General features: G+C 70.5%; 12 protein-coding genes. 3 read left to right on the top strand and 9 right to left on the bottom strand.

Annotated features, from left to right (window positions below; translation table 11 throughout):
* The first annotated feature begins 324 nt into the window (after positions 1–324).
* Both uvrA and QFW96_RS13615 read left to right on the top strand, forming a co-directional pair.
* Complete coding sequence (gene uvrA / locus QFW96_RS13620) at positions 325–3,177, top strand: excinuclease ABC subunit UvrA (protein WP_281455987.1); 2,853 nt, start codon at positions 325–327, stop codon at positions 3,175–3,177.
* A gap of 312 nt (positions 3,178–3,489) precedes the next feature.
* Positions 3,490–4,938, top strand: a complete 1,449-nt coding sequence (locus tag QFW96_RS13615) for an alanine/glycine:cation symporter family protein (RefSeq protein ID WP_281455986.1) — start codon at positions 3,490–3,492, stop codon at positions 4,936–4,938.
* A gap of 58 nt (positions 4,939–4,996) precedes the next feature.
* Here QFW96_RS13615 and QFW96_RS13610 read toward each other — a convergent pair whose 3' ends face one another.
* From QFW96_RS13610 to QFW96_RS13575, 8 genes are all read right to left on the bottom strand, one after another.
* On the bottom strand, positions 4,997–7,495 hold the full coding sequence (locus tag QFW96_RS13610; RefSeq protein WP_281455985.1) for a hypothetical protein: 2,499 nt from the start codon (positions 7,493–7,495) through the stop codon (positions 4,997–4,999).
* An 81-nt stretch (positions 7,496–7,576) separates the two neighbouring features.
* Positions 7,577–9,043 carry a beta-N-acetylhexosaminidase gene (locus tag QFW96_RS13605; RefSeq protein WP_281455984.1) on the bottom strand — a complete coding sequence of 489 codons (1,467 nt, stop codon included), beginning with the start codon at positions 9,041–9,043 and terminating at the stop codon, positions 7,577–7,579.
* Entirely contained in the window at positions 9,040–9,879 is an 840-nt protein-coding gene (locus QFW96_RS13600; protein WP_281455983.1) for a carbohydrate ABC transporter permease, read from the bottom strand. Before QFW96_RS13600 ends, QFW96_RS13605 begins: the two co-directional genes overlap by 4 nt.
* Complete coding sequence (locus QFW96_RS13595) at positions 9,876–10,763, bottom strand: carbohydrate ABC transporter permease (RefSeq protein ID WP_425524756.1); 888 nt, start codon at positions 10,761–10,763, stop codon at positions 9,876–9,878. The genes QFW96_RS13600 and QFW96_RS13595 overlap by 4 nt, the downstream gene beginning before the upstream one ends.
* Entirely contained in the window at positions 10,760–12,043 is a 1,284-nt protein-coding gene (locus QFW96_RS13590) for an extracellular solute-binding protein (protein WP_281455981.1), read from the bottom strand. Before QFW96_RS13590 ends, QFW96_RS13595 begins: the two co-directional genes overlap by 4 nt.
* Positions 12,044–12,080: 37 nt before the next feature.
* A complete protein-coding gene (locus QFW96_RS13585) occupies positions 12,081–13,232 on the bottom strand; it encodes a lactonase family protein (protein WP_281455980.1) in 1,152 nt (383 codons plus the stop codon).
* Positions 13,233–13,468: 236 nt separating this feature from the next.
* Positions 13,469–14,872: a GntP family permease gene (locus tag QFW96_RS13580; protein WP_281455979.1), complete on the bottom strand. Its 1,404-nt coding sequence runs from the start codon at positions 14,870–14,872 to the stop codon at positions 13,469–13,471.
* Positions 14,873–14,880: 8 nt separating this feature from the next.
* Positions 14,881–16,467 (bottom strand): N-acyl-D-amino-acid deacylase family protein, encoded by a 1,587-nt coding sequence (locus tag QFW96_RS13575; protein WP_281455978.1) that lies wholly within the window; start codon positions 16,465–16,467, stop codon positions 14,881–14,883.
* A gap of 147 nt (positions 16,468–16,614) precedes the next feature.
* Here QFW96_RS13575 and QFW96_RS13570 point away from each other — a divergent pair, with 147 nt between their 5' ends.
* Complete coding sequence (locus QFW96_RS13570; RefSeq protein WP_281455977.1) at positions 16,615–17,001, top strand: RidA family protein; 387 nt, start codon at positions 16,615–16,617, stop codon at positions 16,999–17,001.
* A gap of 40 nt (positions 17,002–17,041) precedes the next feature.
* Here QFW96_RS13570 and QFW96_RS13565 read toward each other — a convergent pair whose 3' ends face one another.
* The gene (locus QFW96_RS13565; protein ID WP_281456169.1) at positions 17,042–18,277 is read right to left on the bottom strand and encodes an amino acid deaminase; all 1,236 of its coding nucleotides are present in this window, start codon (positions 18,275–18,277) and stop codon (positions 17,042–17,044) included.
* Positions 18,278–18,418: the final 141 nt, after the last annotated feature.

Here is an 18,418-nt window from a genome sequence, read left to right as displayed (position 1 = left end):
AGGGGAGCGAATTCGCTGAATGTGAAGCTCCGAGCGTAAACGCGCAGGCCATGCCGGGGACAGTGCTCAATCCGGGGGACATTGCGTATCGTCGTGAGGGGGCAGCCACCTCTGGATCGCGCCACATCTCACACGTTGGGGTGACACGCTGGGTCGAGGCCCGGTCACCGAAGCCACCGGTCCGAGACTGTCGGTACCCCGGAATAGCATGGACGTCGCAACGTCGCGACCCGATGCCGCGCCGGCGGTCCCGCTGCCTCCAGCGGGCGACCGCTCGCAGCCGGCGCGTTCGCGCAACACCAGAACTTTTTCGAAGGGATCACCGTGGCTGACCGCCTCGTCGTTCGCGGCGCCCGTGAGCACAACCTGCGCGGGATCGACATCGACCTGCCCCGCGACAGCCTGATCGTGTTCACCGGGCTCTCCGGCTCGGGCAAGTCGAGCCTGGCCTTCGACACCATCTTCGCGGAGGGGCAGCGCCGCTACGTCGAGTCGCTGTCCGCCTACGCCCGGCAGTTCCTCGGGCAGATGGACAAGCCCGACGTGGACTTCATCGAGGGCCTGTCCCCGGCGGTGTCGATCGACCAGAAGTCCACCAGCCGCAACCCGCGGTCCACGGTCGGCACCATCACCGAGGTCTACGACTACCTGCGCCTGCTCTACGCCCGCGCGGGCAAGCCGCACTGCCCGACCTGCGGCGAGGCGATCAGCAAGCAGACCCCGCAGCAGATCGTCGACCAGGTGCTGGAGATGCCCGAGCGGGCCAAGTTCCAGGTCCTGGCGCCGGTGGTGCGCGGCCGCAAGGGCGAGTACGTCGACCTCTTCGAGCAGCTGCGCTCCTCGGGCTACGCGCGCGCCCGCGTCGACGGCGTCGTGCACTCGCTCGACGACCCGCCCAAGCTCAAGAAGCAGGAGAAGCACGACATCGCGGTGGTCGTGGACCGGCTCACCGTCAAGTCCGGCGCCAAGCAGCGGCTCACCGACTCGGTGGAGACCGCCCTGCGGCTGGCCGACGGGCTGGTGCTTGTCGAGTTCATCGAGCTGGAGGAGTCCGACCCGGGCCGCGAGCGCAAGTTCTCCGAGAACCTGGCCTGCCCGAACGGGCACCCGCTGGGCGTCGACGAGCTCGAACCCCGGTCGTTCTCGTTCAACTCGCCCTACGGCGCCTGCCCGGAGTGCGCGGGACTGGGCATCCGCAAGGAGGTCGACCCCGAGCTGGTCGTGCCCGACGAGGACCTGTCGCTGGGCGACGGCGCCATCGCGCCCTGGGCCGGTGGCCACACCGCCGAGTACTTCACCCGGCTGCTGACCTCGCTGTCGGAGGCCATCGGCTTCCGGATGGACACGCCGTGGCGGCAGCTGCCCACCAAGGTCAAGAAGGCGGTGCTGCACGGCACCGACGACCAGGTGCACGTGCGCTACCGCAACCGCTACGGCCGCACCCGCTCCTACTACGCCAGCTACGAGGGCGTCATCCCGTTCCTGGAGCGGCGCCTGGAGCAGACCGAGTCGGACTACGCGCGCGAGAAGTACGAGGGCTACATGCGCGACGTGCCGTGCCCGGCCTGCGACGGCACCCGGCTCAAGCCCGAGATCCTCGCCGTGACGATGGAGAACGAGCACGACGAGCTGTCCATCGCCGAGGTCAGCGCGCTGAGCGTGCAGGAGTGCGCCGACTTCCTCAACGCCCTGGTCCTGGGCCCGCGCGAGCAGATGATCGCCGGTGCGGTGCTCAAGGAGATCCAGGCCCGGCTGGGCTTCCTGCTCGACGTCGGCCTCGACTACCTGTCGCTGGACCGCGCTGCCGGCACGCTCTCCGGCGGTGAGGCGCAGCGCATCCGGTTGGCCACGCAGATCGGATCCGGCCTGGTCGGCGTGCTCTACGTGCTCGACGAGCCCTCGATCGGGCTGCACCAGCGCGACAACCACCGGCTGCTGGAGACGCTGAGCCGGCTGCGGGACCTGGGCAACACGCTGATCGTCGTCGAGCACGACGAGGACACCGTGCGCGCCGCCGACTGGGTCGTCGACATCGGTCCCGGCGCCGGTGAGCACGGCGGTCAGGTGGTGCACAGCGGTCCGTACAAGGCGCTGCTGAAGAACAAGGAGTCGCTGACCGGCGCCTACCTGGCGCGGCGCAAGGAGATCCCGGTGCCCACCGAGCGCCGGGTCCCGGACCGCAAGCGGCAGCTGACCGTGGTCGGCGCCCGCGAGCACAACCTCCGCAAGATCGACGTGTCGTTCCCGCTGGGCCTGCTCACCGCGGTCACCGGCGTGTCCGGTTCGGGCAAGTCGACGCTGGTCAACGACATCCTCGCGTCGGTGCTGGCGAACAAGCTCAACGGCGCGCGGCAGGTGCCCGGACGTCACACGCGGGTCAAGGGCCTGGAGCACGTCGACAAGCTGGTGCAGGTCGACCAGTCGCCGATCGGCCGCACGCCGCGGTCCAACCCGGCCACCTACACCGGCGTGTTCGACCACATCCGCAAGCTGTTCGCGGCCACCACCGAGGCCAAGGTGCGCGGCTACCAGCCGGGCCGGTTCTCGTTCAACATCAAGGGCGGCCGGTGCGAGGCGTGCGCAGGTGACGGCACGCTGAAGATCGAGATGAACTTCCTGCCCGACGTCTACGTCCCCTGCGAGGTGTGCAAGGGCGCCCGGTACAACCGGGAGACCCTGGAGGTGCACTACAAGGGCAAGACGATCGCCGAGGTCCTCGACATGCCGATCGAGGAGGCCGCGGAGTTCTTCGAGCCGATCAACGCGATCCACCGGCACCTCCGGACCCTGGTGGACGTCGGCCTCGGCTACGTGCGGCTCGGCCAGCCCGCCCCGACGCTGTCCGGCGGTGAGGCGCAGCGCGTGAAGCTCGCCAGCGAGCTGCAGAAGCGCTCCACCGGCAAGACCGTCTACATCCTCGACGAGCCGACCACCGGCCTGCACTTCGAGGACATCCGCAAGTTGCTCGGCGTGATCAACGGCCTGGTCGACAAGGGCAACACGGTGATCGTCATCGAGCACAACCTCGACGTCATCAAGACCGCCGACTGGATCCTGGACATGGGACCGGAAGGCGGCAACGGCGGGGGACTGCTGCTCGCGGAGGGGATGCCGGAGGACATCGCCGAGGTCGAGGAGAGCCACACCGGCCGCTTCCTCGCCGAAGCGCTGGGCTGACCGGACGTGCCGGGCTGACCGGACGCGCTGGGCTGACCAGACCCGCCGGGTTGATCGGAAACCCCGGGCAGATGGGAAATTCTGGGTCGAAACGGAGCAACGGCCCGAACCGGGACGATGGTCTGAATGCCATTCCGGCACCCCCTGGCCGGTCGTTCTCAACCCGTTTGTAGCCTTTCCGCCGATGCGCGGGCCGCCACCACCTCTGGCGGCCCGCGCTGAGTACGTACGCGGTGAAAGTCGCCGGGCGTCGCACCCAACGGTGCCCGCCGACGCGAGAGACCCCGCGCCACATGCGGAAAGGGAGTGCCGGTGGAAGCGCTCAACGACGCGATCGTCGCGTTGAACGACACGTTCTGGCTGTACCTGATCATTCCCGTGCTCGCGGTGCTGAGCCTGTACTTCACGGTGCGGTCGAAAGCCGTGCAGGTCCGGATGATCCCGGAGATGGTCCGCGCGATGGTCGGCAAGGCCGAGGTCGCCGAGGACGGCGGGAAGGCGATCTCGTCGTTCCAGGCGTTCGCGATCTCCGCCGCCGCCCGCATCGGCACCGGCAACATCGCCGGTGTGGCCACCGCCATCGCCCTCGGCGGCCCGGGCGCGGTGTTCTGGATGTGGACGATGGGCCTGGTCGTGGGTGCGGCGAGCTTCGTCGAGTCCACCCTGGCGCAGCTGTACAAGGTGCGGGACAAGTCCGGTTTCCGCGGCGGCCCGGCCTACTACATGCTGCACGGTCTGCGGGCGCGCTGGATGGGCGTGCTGTTCGCCGTGGTCATCACCGTGACGTTCGGATTCGTGTTCACCGCCGTGCAGGCCAACACGATCGTCGACGCGATCGTCACCTCCGCCGAGGCCACCGGGGTCAACGGCGACGGCTGGCTGGCGCCGGTGCTGGGCGTGGCGCTGGTCGCGCTGACCGCGCTGATCATCTTCGGCGGGGTGCGCCGGATCGCGCACGTCGCCGAGCTGCTGGTGCCGTTCATGGCGGGCCTGTACATGCTGCTCGGCCTGGTCATCGTGGTGCTCAACATCGGCGAGCTGCCCGGCATCATCGGCCAGATCTTCTCGCACGCCTTCGGTTTCGAGGCGATCGCGGGCGGCGGCCTCGGTGCGGCGATCGTGCAGGGCGTCCGGCGCGGCATGTTCTCCAACGAGGCCGGTCTGGGTTCGGCGCCGAACGCCGGTGCCACGGCCTCGGTCAGCCACCCGGTCAAGCAGGGCCTGGTGCAGACCCTCGGCGTCTACGTCGACACCCTGCTGGTGTGCTCGACGACCGCGTTCATCGTGCTGCTGTCCAACCCCACCTACGGTGACGAAGACCGCGGCGCCTCGATGACCCAGGAAGCGCTGCAGGCCAACCTGGGCAACTGGTCGCTGCACCTGATGACGCTGATCATCCTGCTGGTCGCCTTCACCTCGGTGCTGGGCAACTATTACTACGGCGAGTCCAACGTGGGCTTCCTGACCCGCAACCCGGCGATGCGGACCGGCTACAAGTGGATCGTGCTGGTCGTGGTGTTCCTGGGCGCGATCGGTTCCTCGGACCTGATCTGGAACCTCGCGGACACCACGATGGGCGTGATGGCGCTGGTCAACCTCGCGGCCATCGCCCCGCTGAGCGCGGTCGCCCTCAAGCTGCTGCGCGACTACAACGACCAGCGGCGCCAGGGCCTCGACCCGGTCTTCACCCGCGACCGCCTCCCGGAGCTCACCGGGATCGAGTGCTGGGACCCGAAGGAGAAGGTCACCGCCGACGCCTGACGGGCGAACGAGCGCGCGGGGCCGGGATTCGACCGAATCCCGGCCCCGCGGTCGTTCCTCAGCCCGGGCACGGTCCTGCTTCGACGAACGGCTTGCCGCAGGTCAGGATTCGCTCGGTCTGCTGGGTCCCGCCGTGGACGCGCAGGATGAAGATCGCCTTGTCCACCGGGATCTGCCCGGACGCCGATCCGTAGTCGATGTCGCCGCTGGTGCCGTGGACCGGCGTCAGGCCGTAGATCTGGTTGATGCCGCTCCACACCGTCGCCCCGTTCAGCGGCACGCCGTTGGGGGTGGCCTTGACGTTGAGGATCGCCTGCTGCAGCACGGCGATCGAGTCGCGGGCGAGCAGCGAACGACCGTCGAGCCCGCTGTCCCAGGCGGGCACGCCGTTGAACGAGACGTAGTCGAGCACCACGTTGCGGCGCTCGCGCATCTCGTGGTCCAGCACGAACTTGGTGGTGTCGTCGCTGGCCAGCAACCGCGGGTAGTTCGGCAGATCACCGCAGCGGCGCTGCACCGCGCTCAGGAACGCGCCCAGCTGGTCGGCGCGCCCGCTGAAGAACGCCAGTTCGTCCTGCCCGCACGGGATCTCCTGCCAGAACGCGGTGGGGTTGCCGCGCGGGTCCATCCGGAGCCGGGGCGTGCTCGGAGCAAGCTCGCGGTGCACGTCCTCGGCCAGGTTGTTGCTGTAGGGATCGTTCTGGTCGTAGTAGACCGTGACCCCGGTGGGCGGGGCCGGTCGCATCGCCCGCACGTAGGAACCCACGACGCGGGCCTCCTGGGCGTTCGAGGGCGCGATCTGGTGGTAGAGCTTGCTCAGCCCGGGCAGGTGGTCGGCGGAGGTCGTGATGCCCACCATCGGCAGCGTCGCCCGCTCCAGCCGCTTGATCGCCGCGTCGGTCCCGCGCCAGCTGCCGCCCATCCCGACCACGCCCACGACCGGCGCTTCGGTCTCGCGCTCGGCCAGCGCGGCGATCCGCTCCGCCACCTCCGCGCCGCGCCGCATCGCCGCGCCGCCGTTGGCCAGCAGGATGCGCAGCGGGAGCTGCGCGATCCGGGCGTCGCGCTGGGCGTTGATCAGCCCCTTGAGCTCCTCGACGGTGCCGGCCAGCGTGGTGGAGTCGGCGTCGGCCGTGGTCAGCGTGCCGAAGTAGACGATCGTGGCGTACGGGCGGTCGGGGTACTGCACGTGGTTCTGCTCGGCGAGCCGGTTCTGCTCGGCGATGATCTTCTGCAGCTGCACGAGCTCGGCGGCGTCGGCCATGTCGCGGGAGAACTGGTAGCCGCCGTCGGAGATCCCGATGCACTCGCCGGTGGACTCCCACAGCGCCGTGGTCGACAGATCCGGGTTCGCCCACGGCGTCCACAGCCCGCAGTGCTGCTCGCGGTGCACGAAGTACCCGCCGGTCGTGCCCAGCAGCAGCACGATCAGCCCCAACGCCGGTAACCGGCGCAGCAGGCGGGAGCGCTTGAGCAGCGGCAGGGCGCGGCCGAAGCCGGGCTCGTCCGGTGCGCTGCCCACCCGCAGCGGCACGTACCAGGCGGTGGGGGAGCGGCGTCGGCGTGCGTCCTGCAGCGACTTCTGCCACCCGTCCAGCCCGGCCGAGCCCTGCGAGGTCTCCTCGCCCCGCAACGGCTCGGCACCCGAGCCGATGACCAGCAGCGGATCGGTGGCACCGGTCTCGTTGCGCACGTCGTTGAGCAGTCCCACGAGAGCCTCGCCGATCGTGCCCGGCTCCAGGTCCGCGAGCAGCAGCACCGGGTAGCTGTCGCGCGGCACCCACCGCCACCGCCACACGCGGCGCGTGTAGGTGTCGGAGAGGTCGGCGAGGAACGCGTGCACCAGGAGCTTGCGGACCTCCTGGGCGTTCTCCCACTGCGAGGGCGTGGAGATCAGCCGCTGCGCGAACGCGGGGAAGTCCGCGGACTCGCGGGGCGCGAGGTAGTGCTGGCGCATGAACCAGCGCGGCACCCGCCCGAACCGCACCCACAGGCCGTAGTACAGCGGGAACAGCAGGAGCGACAGCACGAACAGGTACCACGGGAGCTGCTCGGCCGCGGAGTTCCAGGCAGCGGAACGCGATTCGCCGTCGGCCTCGTTCTTGCGCCTTCGGCGTCCCCGTTCGATCAGGTAGTCGTGCAGCCGGTCCCGGATGTTGCTGCCCGGGCGGTGGGTCAGCTCGGGTCGCTGGTCGTTCTGCTGCAGGAGCCAGCTGAGCATCGTGTAGCGCGGGAACCGCAGTCGTCCCACGCGCGGCCACGAGTCGTGCTCGCGCAGCGATCCGGCGGCGGAGTCCAGCAGATCGCGGATCTGCACCGAGCGCCGCCGTTCAACGCTGGGCGGTTCCTCGCCGACGTCGAGCCGCGCGTGCGGGACGTTGCTGCCGAGGTGGTTCTCCAGCGAGCTGAGCAGCTGGTCGGAGTCGCCGTCGCGCAGCAGGTGGACGACGGGCTGGTCGGGAACGGGTTCGAGCCTGCGGTGGCGCAGCCAGCGCTGCTGGAGGTCGGCCTGCAGCCGTTCGGGTGAAATCCCGTGTTCCGCCGACACTTCCGACATCTCCGCCACCCCCTGGGCCGATCTTGTCCGGAAGACGGTACCGGGATCACCCTGGGAGCGGGAGGAAATGCGCGAAGTGGGTCAGCGGGGTCTGCCGGGGATTCCGGGGCGGAGCTGCCACGGGTACGGGCCGTCGAGGGGCCGGTAGTCGACGCCGAAGGCGTCGAGGCGGGGCAGGTGGTGGTGGGCGAGGCGGTGGTGGAACTCCGCCGGGTCGCGCTCGCGGCTCCAGGCGAGCTCGGCGAAGGCGCACAGCCGGGGGAACGCCGCGTAGTCGATGCGGGCGGTGGAGTTGAGGTGCTCGGTCCACAACTGCGCCTGCAGGCCCAGAACCCGCTCGGTCGGCGGGGTGTAGTCGTAGACGTTCTCCAGCGTGTTGAGGAAGCCGACCGGGACCGGTTCGTCGGGGTGCTCGGATTGCCGGTGGTCGAGGTAGAAGTGCGTCTCCGGGCACAGCAGCACGTCGTTGCCCGCCTCGGCGGCGCGGGTGACCGCTTCCGCGTCGTCCCAGGCCATCACGATGGTGTCCTGCGGCAGCGCCACCATCTGCATCGCGTCGTTCCAGGCCGACGTGCGCCTGCCGCGGGCGTGCACGTGCTCGATGAGCCGCCGCAGCAGCGCGCCGTGCGCGGGGGTGGCGCCGGGGACCTCGTCGCCGCCGAGGCAGATCACCGGGGACGGGAAGATCGCCATCACGTGGTCGAGGACGTCGCGGAAGAAGTCCACGGTCGTCCTGCGCGGCACCAGGATCCGGTCGCTGACGCCCCACGAGTCCCACACCGCGACGGGGTCGCCGCTGCCCAGCTCGGGGTAGGAGGCGATGGCGGCCTGGCTGTGGCCCGGCACGTCGATCTCCGGCACGACGGTGACGTGGTGCTCGCCGGCGTAGGAGACGATCTCCAGCAGGTCCTCGGTGGTGTAGTAGCCGCCGTGCGGCTGCCGGTCGTGCTCGGGGACCTCCCCGCGGCCGATCATGGAACGCTCGCGCCACGATCCGATCCGGGTCAGCTCGGGGTGCTGCGGGACCTCGACGCGCCAGCCCTGGTCGTCGGTGAGGTGCAGGTGCAGCACGTTGAGCTTGTGCATGGCCAGCAGGTCGATGAACCGCAGCACGTCCCGCTTGGGGACGAAGTGCCGCGCCACGTCGAGGTGGCAGCCGCGCCAGCCGAACCGCGGGTGGTCCTCGATCACCCCGCACGGCAGGGACAGCGGCTCGTCGCGGACGGGGGCGCGGCGGAACACGTCCGGCGGCAGCAGCTGCCGCAGCGTTTGGGCCGCGTGGTGCGCGGCGGCGGTGTGCTGCGCGGTCACCAACGCCTGCTCGGGCCCGATCTCGATGCGGTGCCCGCTGAGGTCGGGGTCGATGCGGAACGCGATGGTCGGCTTGGCCGCCAGCGGCAGCGGAAGTCCCGTCGCAGCACCGACGTGCCTGCGGAACCAGCGAGCCACGCTCGGCTCGCCGCCCACGCTGGTGCGGATGTCGAGCAGCAGCCGGCCCGCCGCGTACTCGACCCGCCGCGGTCGCGGCAGCAGCGAGTGGAAGCTCATCCCTTCACCGCGCCGGACAGCCCCGACACCAGCTTCCTCTGGACGAGCACGAAGAAGATCAGAACCGGAATGGTCATCAGTGCGGAGCCTGCCATGATCGCGCCCCAGTCGTTGCCCTGCGGGCTGAAGAATACCAGGATCGCCATCGGCAGGGTCTGGTTCTCGGTCGCGGAGATGATGAAGGTTTTCGCGAACAGGAAGTCGTTCCACGCGTGGATGAACGAAAGCACGCTGGTAGCAACGAGTCCCGGTGCGACCAGCGGGAAGAGGACCTGCCACACGAACCGGGTGCGGCTCGCGCCGTCGAGCGTGGCGGCCTCCTCCAGCTCGACCGGGACGGCGGCGACGAACCCGCGCAGCATCCAGATCGCCAGCGGCAGGCTGAACGCGAGGTGCACCAGCACCAGCGACCCCAGGTGGTTGAGGCCGAAAGCCGGTGCGGCCGAACCCACTTGGCGCATCAGGAAGAACAGCGGGATCGTCAGCGCCTCGACCGGGACCATCTGCGCCACCAGCAGCATCACCAGCAGCACCGCCCGGCCCCTGATCCGGAACCGGGTCAGCGCCACCGCCGCCAGGAACGACATCAGCAGCGACAGCAGCACCACCGCACCGGCGACGAGCGCGCTGTTGAGGAAGTAGCCGCCCAGACCGTCCACTGTGAACACCCGGCGGAAGCTCTCCAGCGTCGGCGCGGTCGTCCACGGCCGGGGATCGCTGGAGAGCAGCTCGGCTTCGGGCTTGAACGCCGAGAGCACCATCCAGTACAGCGGGAACGCGATGATCGCGGCGAGCACGACCGCGGTGGCGTTGGCGGCGAACCGGGCGCGCGTCATGCCAGGACCTCGGTCCCGTTCCGCCGCTGCGCGCGCAGGTACCCCAGCGTGATCACCAGCAGCAGCGCGGTCATCACCACGCCGATCGCCGATCCCGTGCCGTAGTTCGAGGCGGCGAAGGCCTCCTGGTAGGCGTAGACGTTGAGCACCATGTTCTGCCCGGCGACCCCGCCGCCGTTGGTCATCACGTAGATCTGCGTGAACACCTTGAAGTCCCAGATGATCGATTGCACGGTGGCGATGAGCAGCACCGGTCGCAGCATCGGCAGCAGCACGCTGCGCGCGGTCCGCCAGGTCGAGGCCCCGTCCAGCGCGGCGGCCTCGACGATCTCGCCGGGGATGCCGGTCAGGCCCGCGTAGGTGGTGACCAGCACGAACGGGAACGAGCACCAGATCACCTCGGCGGCCACCAGGCCGAAGGCGAGGTACTTGTCGTAGGTCCAGGACATCCCCTCGGCGGCGCTGATGCCGATGCCGGTCAGCACCTCGTTGACCAGGCCGAAGTCCTGGTCGAACAGGAACAGCCACACCGTCGACCCGGCCACCGCCGGGGTCGCCCAGGCGCCGATCGCCGCGAGGAACAGCAGGATTCGCGGCAGCGGCGCGATCCGCGTCGCCAGCACGGCGAGGCCGATCCCCGCGGCCAGGCTGCCCAGCACGCAGACCGCGGCGAACGCGCAGGTCTGCAGCAGCACCACCCAGAACCGCTCGTCTCCCAGCAGCTCCAGGTAGTTGCCCGCGCCGAGGAACTCCAGCGGCGCGCCGCCGGAGGCCTGCGCCTGGCCGTACTCGTAGAGCGAGATCTGCACCAGCTGGTACAGCGGGTAGCCCATCATGGCGATGAGCAGCAGCGCCGCCGGTGCGAGGTAGAGCAGCGCCATCATCGGCCTTCGAAGGCGGCGTTCATGCTCGCCGCTGCCTGCCCGGCCGCCTCGGGAACCGGTGCGCCGCCGATGATCCGCTGCACCATCGTCGGCAGCACGCCCTGCGCGTCGATCGTCGACCAGGCCTCGGTGGCGGGCACGAAGTGCGTCCCGCCGCGCAGCGTCATCACGAACGGGGCGGCGGCCGGATCGCGGTCGGCGACCTCGCTCTGCACGTCGAGGAACGTGGGCAGGTTGCCCATCGCCGCGTACATCTTGCGCTGGTGCTCCTTGCCCGCCAGCAGCTGGACGAACTCGCGCGCCAGCGTCGCGCGCTGCGAGGACTTCAGCACCGACAGCAGGTTGCCGCCCGCGAAAGCCGGTGCGGTGGAACCGGGTCGGGCGCCGGGCAGCGGGACCACGCCGTACTTCCCGGCGACTCCGGCGTCGACGGCCTTGCGGTTGAAGTCGCCGCCGATGGTCATCGCGGCTTTGCCGGAGGCGAAGGCCTGCACGCTCTGGCTGCCGGTCATGTCGGCGCACTGCTCGGGCGGGCACGCCCCGCTGGTGATCAGCCTGGCGTAGTCGGCGATGCCGCGCTGCGCCTCGGGGCTGTCGATGGTCGACACCCAGCGCTGCCCCTCCTGGCGAGCGAGGTCGCCGCCCGCGGCCCAGATGAACGGCATCAGCGCGTAGTGGTACTTGCCGCCGGTGGCGATGCCGTAGAGGTCGGGGCGCTGCTCGCGGATCCGCTGCGCGGTCGCCAGCAGCTCGCCGGTGGTGCGCGGCGGCTGCAGGCCGAGCTCGGCGAACACGTCGGTGCGGTAGTACAGCGCCCGCACGCCGGTGTACCAGGGCACGCCGAAGACCTTGCCCTCCACGCGCGCCGTGTCCAGCGCGGAGGGGGAGAGGTCGGCGGATTCGGGCCACTGGGGCAGCTTCTCGGTCAGGTCGGCCAGCCCGCCGGCCGCGACGTAGCCCGCGAGGTCGGTGTTGCCGACCTCGGCGACATCGGGCGCGCTGGCGGGATCGTTGAAGGCGCCGGTGAAGCGCTCGGAGCGGGTCTCCACCGCGATGTACTGCACGTCGACGTCCACGCCCGGGTGCTCGCGCTCGAAGCGGGTCACCGCGTCGTCCACGGCGGCCTGCTTGGGGCCGCGGTTGGCCTCGTCGAACAGCCACACGCGCAGCGGTCCCGTCCGCTCGTCGACGTCCGGCCCCGACTGCTGGACCTGCGGTGGTCCGCAGGCCGTGAGCAGCGCGGCGACGGCGACGGCGATGACGGCTCTTCCTGCGCGCATGACTGGTCTCCGTGTCTGCTGGAGCGGGTGCTGGGGGTCAGCCGTGGAAGGTGATGGCCGCGACCGACGGGCAGGCGTAGCTGTCCGGAGTGGGAGTGAGCGCGCCGGTCTCGGCGTCGCGGGCGAGGCGGGTGATGGTGCCCGCGCGCTGGTTGGCCACGAACAGCGAGGTCTCCTCGGGGTCCAGCGCGCAGTGCCGCGGCCAGTTCCCGCCGGTGGGCGTGGCCGACTGGAACGTCAGGGCCCCGTTGTCGACGGAGAAGACTGCGACGGTGTCGTCGCCCCGGTTGGTGGCGTAGACGAACCGTCCGTCGCGGGTGATCGCGATCTCGGCGGGGAAGTTCTCCCCGGCGGCCTCGGGCGCGCGGCTGCTGATGACCTGACCGGCGGTGAGGTTGCCGGCCTCCGGGTCCCAGCCGAGGACGGTGATCGTCGAGTTCAGCTCGGCCAGCAGGTAGGCGGTGGTGCCCTTGAACACCAGGTGTCGCGGGCCGGTTCCGGCGGGCAGCGCGAGCTGCTGGTGCTGGGTGAGCTCGCCCGCGTCGAAGGCGTGGACGAAGACCGAGTCCGCCCCGAGGTCGACGGTCACGACCCACTTGCCGCTGGGGTCGACCAGGACCTGGTGGGCGTGCGGTTCGGCGCCGGGGTGCTGGACCAGGGCGGTGTTCTCGCCGATGCCGCCGTCCGGGTTGCGGCGGTGGACCGCCACCGTCCCGTCGCCGTAGTGCGCGGTGAGCACGTACTCGCCGGAGGGGTGCACCGACAGGTGGGTGGGCGCGTTGCCGCCGCTGGGCGCGGTGTTGATGATCCGCGGTTCGTGCGTGCTGACGTCGATCGCGGTGATCGAGCCCTGCGGTTGCTCGTTGGTGACGTAGAGGAACGCGTGGTCCGGTGACCAGGCGAAGAACGACGCGTCGGCGACGCCGTCGAGGGTCCCGGACGGCGCGAGGACGCCGTTCATGTCCCGCATCGCGATCTCCACGCCCCGCCCCGCGGGCTGCGAGCTGGTGTAGCTGCCGATGAAGGTCATCAGACCTTCGTGCGCGTGCGCCGCGGCGCTGCTCGGCAGTCCTGCCCCCGCTCCCGAGCCCGACCGACCGGCGGCCGACGCGCACCCGACGGTCGCCCCGGCGACCCCCAGGGCCCCGACCGCGCTCAAGAACCCACGACGCGAAAACGAACCAGCCACGACGTTCTCCCAGCTAGACGACAGAGCAGAAGCGAAGTCTGTCGCAGCCCCACCATGTGGACTAGACCAAAACGGCCTAACCCGCCCACCCCCGAAGGCCCTAACCCCGAAAAAGTTCACCCCGCAGGAGATTTGCGCGAAATCGCCACCCGACCGCACGGTCGCAGACCTGACGCTCCGACCACCCCGGTCGAGAACCGCAACATTCGTCGCACGAATGTTGCGGTTCTCGACGGTCAGGGGAGCAGGGGGGAGAGCGCGGCGGCCGTTGCGAAGGCGATGAGGGAGAGGAGGGTTTCCAGGACCGTCCAGGTCTTGAGCATGTCGGAGACCGGGATGCCGAAGTAGCGGGAGATGATCCAGAAGCCGCCGTCGTTGACGTGCGACGCGATGATCGACCCGGCGGCGATGGCCACGGCGATCAGCGCCAGCTGCGGCTGCGACAGACCGGCCGAGGCGACCAGCGGGGCGACGATGCCGCCCGTGGTCACGATCGCCACCGTCGCCGAGCCCTGCGCGATCCGCAGACCGCTGCTGATCACGTACGCCGAGACGATCATCGGCAGCCCGATGCCCCGCAGCGACCCGGCCAGGGCGTCGCCGACGCCGGTCTCGGCCAGCACCTTGCCGAAGAAGCCGCCCGCGCCGACGACCAGCAGCAGCATCCCCAGCGGGCGCAGCGCCCCGGCGGTCAGCTCGGACAGGTCCCGGCCGGTCATCCCGCGCCGGGTTCCCAGCAGCCAGAACGACAGCAGCACCGCGAGCGTCAGCGCCACCGTCGGGTTGCCCAGGAACGTCAGCACCGACAGCGGGCCGCTGCCCTCCGGCAGCGTGATGCTGCCGAACGTCGCCCCGAGGATCAGCACCATCGGCAACCCGATGATCAGCGCGACCACGCCCAGCGACGGATCGCGCCGGCCCTCGCGCTTGGCGGCGAGCTCGTCGGCGGTCGCCAGCATGTCGGCGGGCACCGGCAGGTCGATCCGCTTGCCGATCCACACCGGGTACAGCAGGCCCGCCACCGCGAACGCGGGCAGCCCGCAGACCAGTCCCATCAGGATGATCCAGCCGAGGTCCACGCCGAGCAGGCCCGCGGCCACCACCGGACCGGGGTGCGGCGGCAGGAACGCGTGCGTCATCGACAACCCGGCCACCAGCGGCAGGCAGTACAGCAGGATCGAGCGCTTGCCCTGCCGCGCCACCACGTACACCAGCGGTGCCAGCACGAAGATGCCGATGTCGAAGAACACCGGGATCCCGAAGATCAACCCCGACAGCCCCATCGCCAGCGGCGCCCGGTTCTCGCCGAACGCCGCGAGCAGCTTGCGGGTCAGCAGCTGCGCGCCGCCCGAGGCCTCCAGCATCGAGCCGAGGATGGTGCCGAGCCCGATGATCGCGGTAATGTGCCCGAGGATGCTCGCGAAACCGCCTTCGAGCAGCGAATCGCTGCTCTTCTGCGCGGTGCCCACGATGTCCTCCACCGGCAACCCGGTGGCCAGCGCGATCAGCAGGCCGCTGACCAGCAGCGCGATGAACGGCTCGATGCGGAACCGGATGATCATCACCAGCAGCACCGCGATCCCGGCCGCGCACAACGTGAGCAGTCCGGACGTCGAGTGCTGCAGCCAGTCGAGGAACACGGGGACTCCTAGCGGTTCTCGCGCAGCGCGCGTCCGGGGAGAGCGTCGGTCCGATGCCCGTCATCGATCACCGGCACGCCGTTGACCAGCACGTGCGGGATGCCGACGGCCTGCTGCCGGGGTTCGTCGAAGGTGGCGGTGTCGCGCACGGTCTCGGGGTCGAACAGCACCAGGTCGGCCACGTGGCCCGTCCGGACCCTGCCGCGATCGGTGAGCCCGAGCCGATCGGCCGGCCGCGAGGTCATGTTCCGCACGCACTCCTCCAGCCCGAGCACGCCGAGTTCCCGCACGTAGTGGCCCAGGTAGCGGGGGAACGTGCCCCACGCGCGCGGGTGCGGGCGCGCGCCGACCAGCAGCCCGTCGCTGCCCGCCGTGTGGGTGCGGTGGCGCATGATCGCCCGCACGTTGTCCTCGTGCCCCACGTGCATCAGGCACGACGCGCCCAGCCGCTCGTCGACCAGCACGTCGAAGTAGAACTCGGTCGGCTGCGCGCCCGCGGCCAGCGCTGAATCGGCCACGCTGCGGCCGACCAGGTGCGCGTTGCCCGGTTCGCGGACGCCGTTGATCTCGATGGTGCTCCAGTCGACCGGGACGCCGTGGCAACCGTCGGAGCCCTCGACCTCCAGCACCTCGCGAATCCGCCGCCGCTGCGCGGGATCCCGCAACCGGTCCACCGTCGCGGTCACGCCACCGGCCATCGCCCAGCTCGGCAGCAGCGCGTGCAGCGAGGTGCTGCCCGGCAGGTACGGGTAGGTGTCGAGGGTGATGTCGCACCCGTCGTCGAGCGCCGCGTCCAGCATCGCCAGCAGCTCACCGGCCCGCCCGGCGTTGACGCCGAAGTTCATCGTCGCGTGCGCCAGGTGCAGCGCGCACCCGGATGCTCGGCTGACCTCGATCATCTCCTCGTAGGCCGCCAGCGCCCCGGCGCCGTAGCTGCGGTGGTGCGGGCTGTAGTAGCCGCCGCGCGCGGCCACGACCTCGCACAACGCCGTCAGCTCCGCGGTGTCGGCGTACATCCCGGGCGTGTAGGTCAGGCCCGAGGACATCCCGAACGCGCCCTGGGCGAGCGAGTCGTCCAGGACCTCGCGCATCCGGTTCAGCTCGTCGTCGGTCACCGGACGGTCCTCGTAGCCCGCGCACAGCAACCGCAGCGTGCCCTGCGGCACGAGGTAGGCGGCGTTGGTGGCGATGCCGGTGTCGAGCCGGTCGAGGTACTCGGCGACGCTGCGCCAGTTCCAGTCGAAACCCGGCGGATCGTCGTTCCACCCGGCCAGCTGGGCGCGCAGCGTCTCCAGGGTGGCGTCGTCGACGGGGGCGTAGGACAGCCCGTCCTGGCCGATGACCTCCAGCGTCACGCCCTGGGAGACCTTCGCGGTGTGGTCCGGTTCCGCCAGCAGCTGCAGGTCCGAATGCGCGTGCATGTCCACGAAACCGGGGGCCAGCACGAGCCCGTCGGCATCGACGCGGCGACGTCCGCTCAGCGTTCCCGCGTCGGCGATCTCGGCGATGCGCCCGTCGGCGACGCCGACGTCGGCGAGGAATCCGGGACCGCCGTCGCCGTCGACCACCTGCGCGCCGCGATAGACGATGTCCACAGTGGATCTGTTCCTCCGGTCACACGCCGGGCAATTGGTCTGCACCGGGTGGTCGAATGGTAAGTACCATTCCCGGGGAAAGCAATGGAGATCGGTTTCGACCGAATTCCCGCTCCACGACGCCGAAAATCCCGGAAGGACACCGACATGAGCAGGACCGTGGTGAGCACCGACGCCGCACCGAAGCCCCCGGCGAACATCCCGCTGTCGCAGGGCGTGCGCAAGGGCAACATCCTGCAGGTCTCCGGCCAGACCGCGGTCGACCCGGCGACCGGGAAGGTCGTCGAGGGCGGTGTCGCCGAGCAGACCGAGCAGTGCCTGCGCAACGTCATCGCCATCATCGAGGCCGAGGGCGGCTCGCTGGAGGACGTGCTGATGCTGCGCGTCTACCTCACCGACACCGCGCAGTTCGCCGAGATGAACGAGGTCTACGCCCGCGTCGTCGGCGAGCCCTTCCCGGCCCGCACCACCGTCTACGTCGGCCTCCCGGCCGGCCTCCTCTGCGAGATCGACGCCCTCGCCGTCCTCGACTGACCTCGGTGGGGGAAGTTTTCATGAAAACTTCCCCCACCCCTCAGAAGTACGTCCGGATCAGGTCGGTGACCTCGTCGCCGTCGACCACCGGGATCAGGGTCCACTTGTCCAGGACCGTGCAGGGGTGCGAGAGGCCGAAGGCGATCCAGTCGCCTACCTCGACCTCGGCCCCGGTGAGCTTGAGGAACGCGTGCTGGTCGGCCAGACCGGTGACGTGGCACGAATCGGCCGCCAGGTCCCGGATCTCGCCGTCCTCGCCGCGGATCGCCTGGGGTTCCGGCAGGCCCTGGTCGAACGAGACGTCGCGGCGGCCCATCGTCAGCAGCGCCAGGTCCGGCTCCGGCCGCGACACGACCTGGGCCCAGATGCGCATCGCCGGGCGGAACGGCGCCTCCGAGCCCGCCAGCCGGTGCTCGCGGCCGAACGGTGAGCGGACCCGGTAGAAGCCGTCGTCGTGCAGCAGGTACCCGCCGCTGCGCAGCACCGGCACCACCGGCAGCCCCACCGGCCACGGCCGGGTCAGCGCCTCGGCGACCTGGTCGAAGTAGGCGCTGCCGCCCGCGCTGACGATCACCTCGTCCACCCCGTCGAAGTGGCCCGCCTCGGCGAACTCGGCCACCAGCGCGCGGAATTCGCCCAGGTAGTCGTCGATGGCCGACAGCGAGGACTCCGCGATGTCGTGCGCCACCTCGCCCTCGTAACCCGACAGCCCGACCAGCCGCAGCCGCGGCTCGGCCGCCACCGCCGCGGCCACCTCGCGCGCCTGCTCGGCGGTGCGCGCACCGGTCCGCCCGCCCGGCACGCCGAACTCGACCAGCACGTCCACCGGCCGCCGCCCGTCGTGCTCGGCGAGCGCCGCCCCCATCAGCTCGACCCCGCGCGGCGAGTCGACGTAGCAGCAGAACGAGAAGTCCGGATCGGCGTCGAGCTCGTCGGACAGCCAGGCCAGGCCGTGCGGATCGACCAGCTCGTTGGCGAACAGCACCCGCTGCACCCCGAACGCCCGGTACACCCGCAGCTGGCTGACGTTGGCGGCGGTGATGCCCCACGCCCCGTGCTCCAGCTGCCGCTCGAACAGGCGGGGAGCCATCGTGGTCTTGCCGTGCGGCGCGATCCGCAGGCCGTGCTCGTCGCACCACGCGGCCATCGTGCGGAGGTTGTGCTCCATCGCGGCGTCGTCGAAGGTCAGCAGCGGTCCGACGAAACCGGCCTCGAACAACCGCGGTCGCTGAGCCAGGAACTCGCCCGCAGTCGTGCCGAACGCCTGGGCGGGCATGCCCTTGAACCGCCAGTCGATGGTCTCGTCGCGCAGCGCGCGGACCGCTCCGGTGTTGATCCCCTCGGGCACGCCCGGCCTCCTATTGCGTGTTGTGCAACGACTGTTGCGCGACGAACGACATCGGTGTGTAGCATTGCC

This window comes from Saccharopolyspora ipomoeae (genome assembly GCF_029952525.1).
Classification (GTDB): domain Bacteria; phylum Actinomycetota; class Actinomycetes; order Mycobacteriales; family Pseudonocardiaceae; genus Saccharopolyspora; species Saccharopolyspora ipomoeae.
The sequence above is the reverse complement of the archived record's forward strand: the minus strand, read 5'-3'. Positions and strand labels throughout refer to the sequence as shown.

Bases quoted from the DNA above. Each gene is read 5' to 3' on its own strand.
- QFW96_RS13570 (WP_281455977.1), top strand. From the start codon at position 16,615: ATGAGCAGGACCGTGGTGAGCACCGACGCCGCACCGAAGCCCCCGGCG.
- QFW96_RS13565 (WP_281456169.1), bottom strand. From the start codon at position 18,277: ATGCCCGCCCAGGCGTTCGGCACGACTGCGGGCGAGTTCCTGGCTCAG.
- QFW96_RS13605 (WP_281455984.1), bottom strand. From the start codon at position 9,043: ATGAGCTTCCACTCGCTGCTGCCGCGACCGCGGCGGGTCGAGTACGCG.
- QFW96_RS13600 (WP_281455983.1), bottom strand. From the start codon at position 9,879: ATGACGCGCGCCCGGTTCGCCGCCAACGCCACCGCGGTCGTGCTCGCC.
- QFW96_RS13595 (WP_425524756.1), bottom strand. From the start codon at position 10,763: ATGATGGCGCTGCTCTACCTCGCACCGGCGGCGCTGCTGCTCATCGCC.
- QFW96_RS13610 (WP_281455985.1), bottom strand. From the start codon at position 7,495: ATGTCGGAAGTGTCGGCGGAACACGGGATTTCACCCGAACGGCTGCAG.
- QFW96_RS13590 (WP_281455981.1), bottom strand. From the start codon at position 12,043: ATGCGCGCAGGAAGAGCCGTCATCGCCGTCGCCGTCGCCGCGCTGCTC.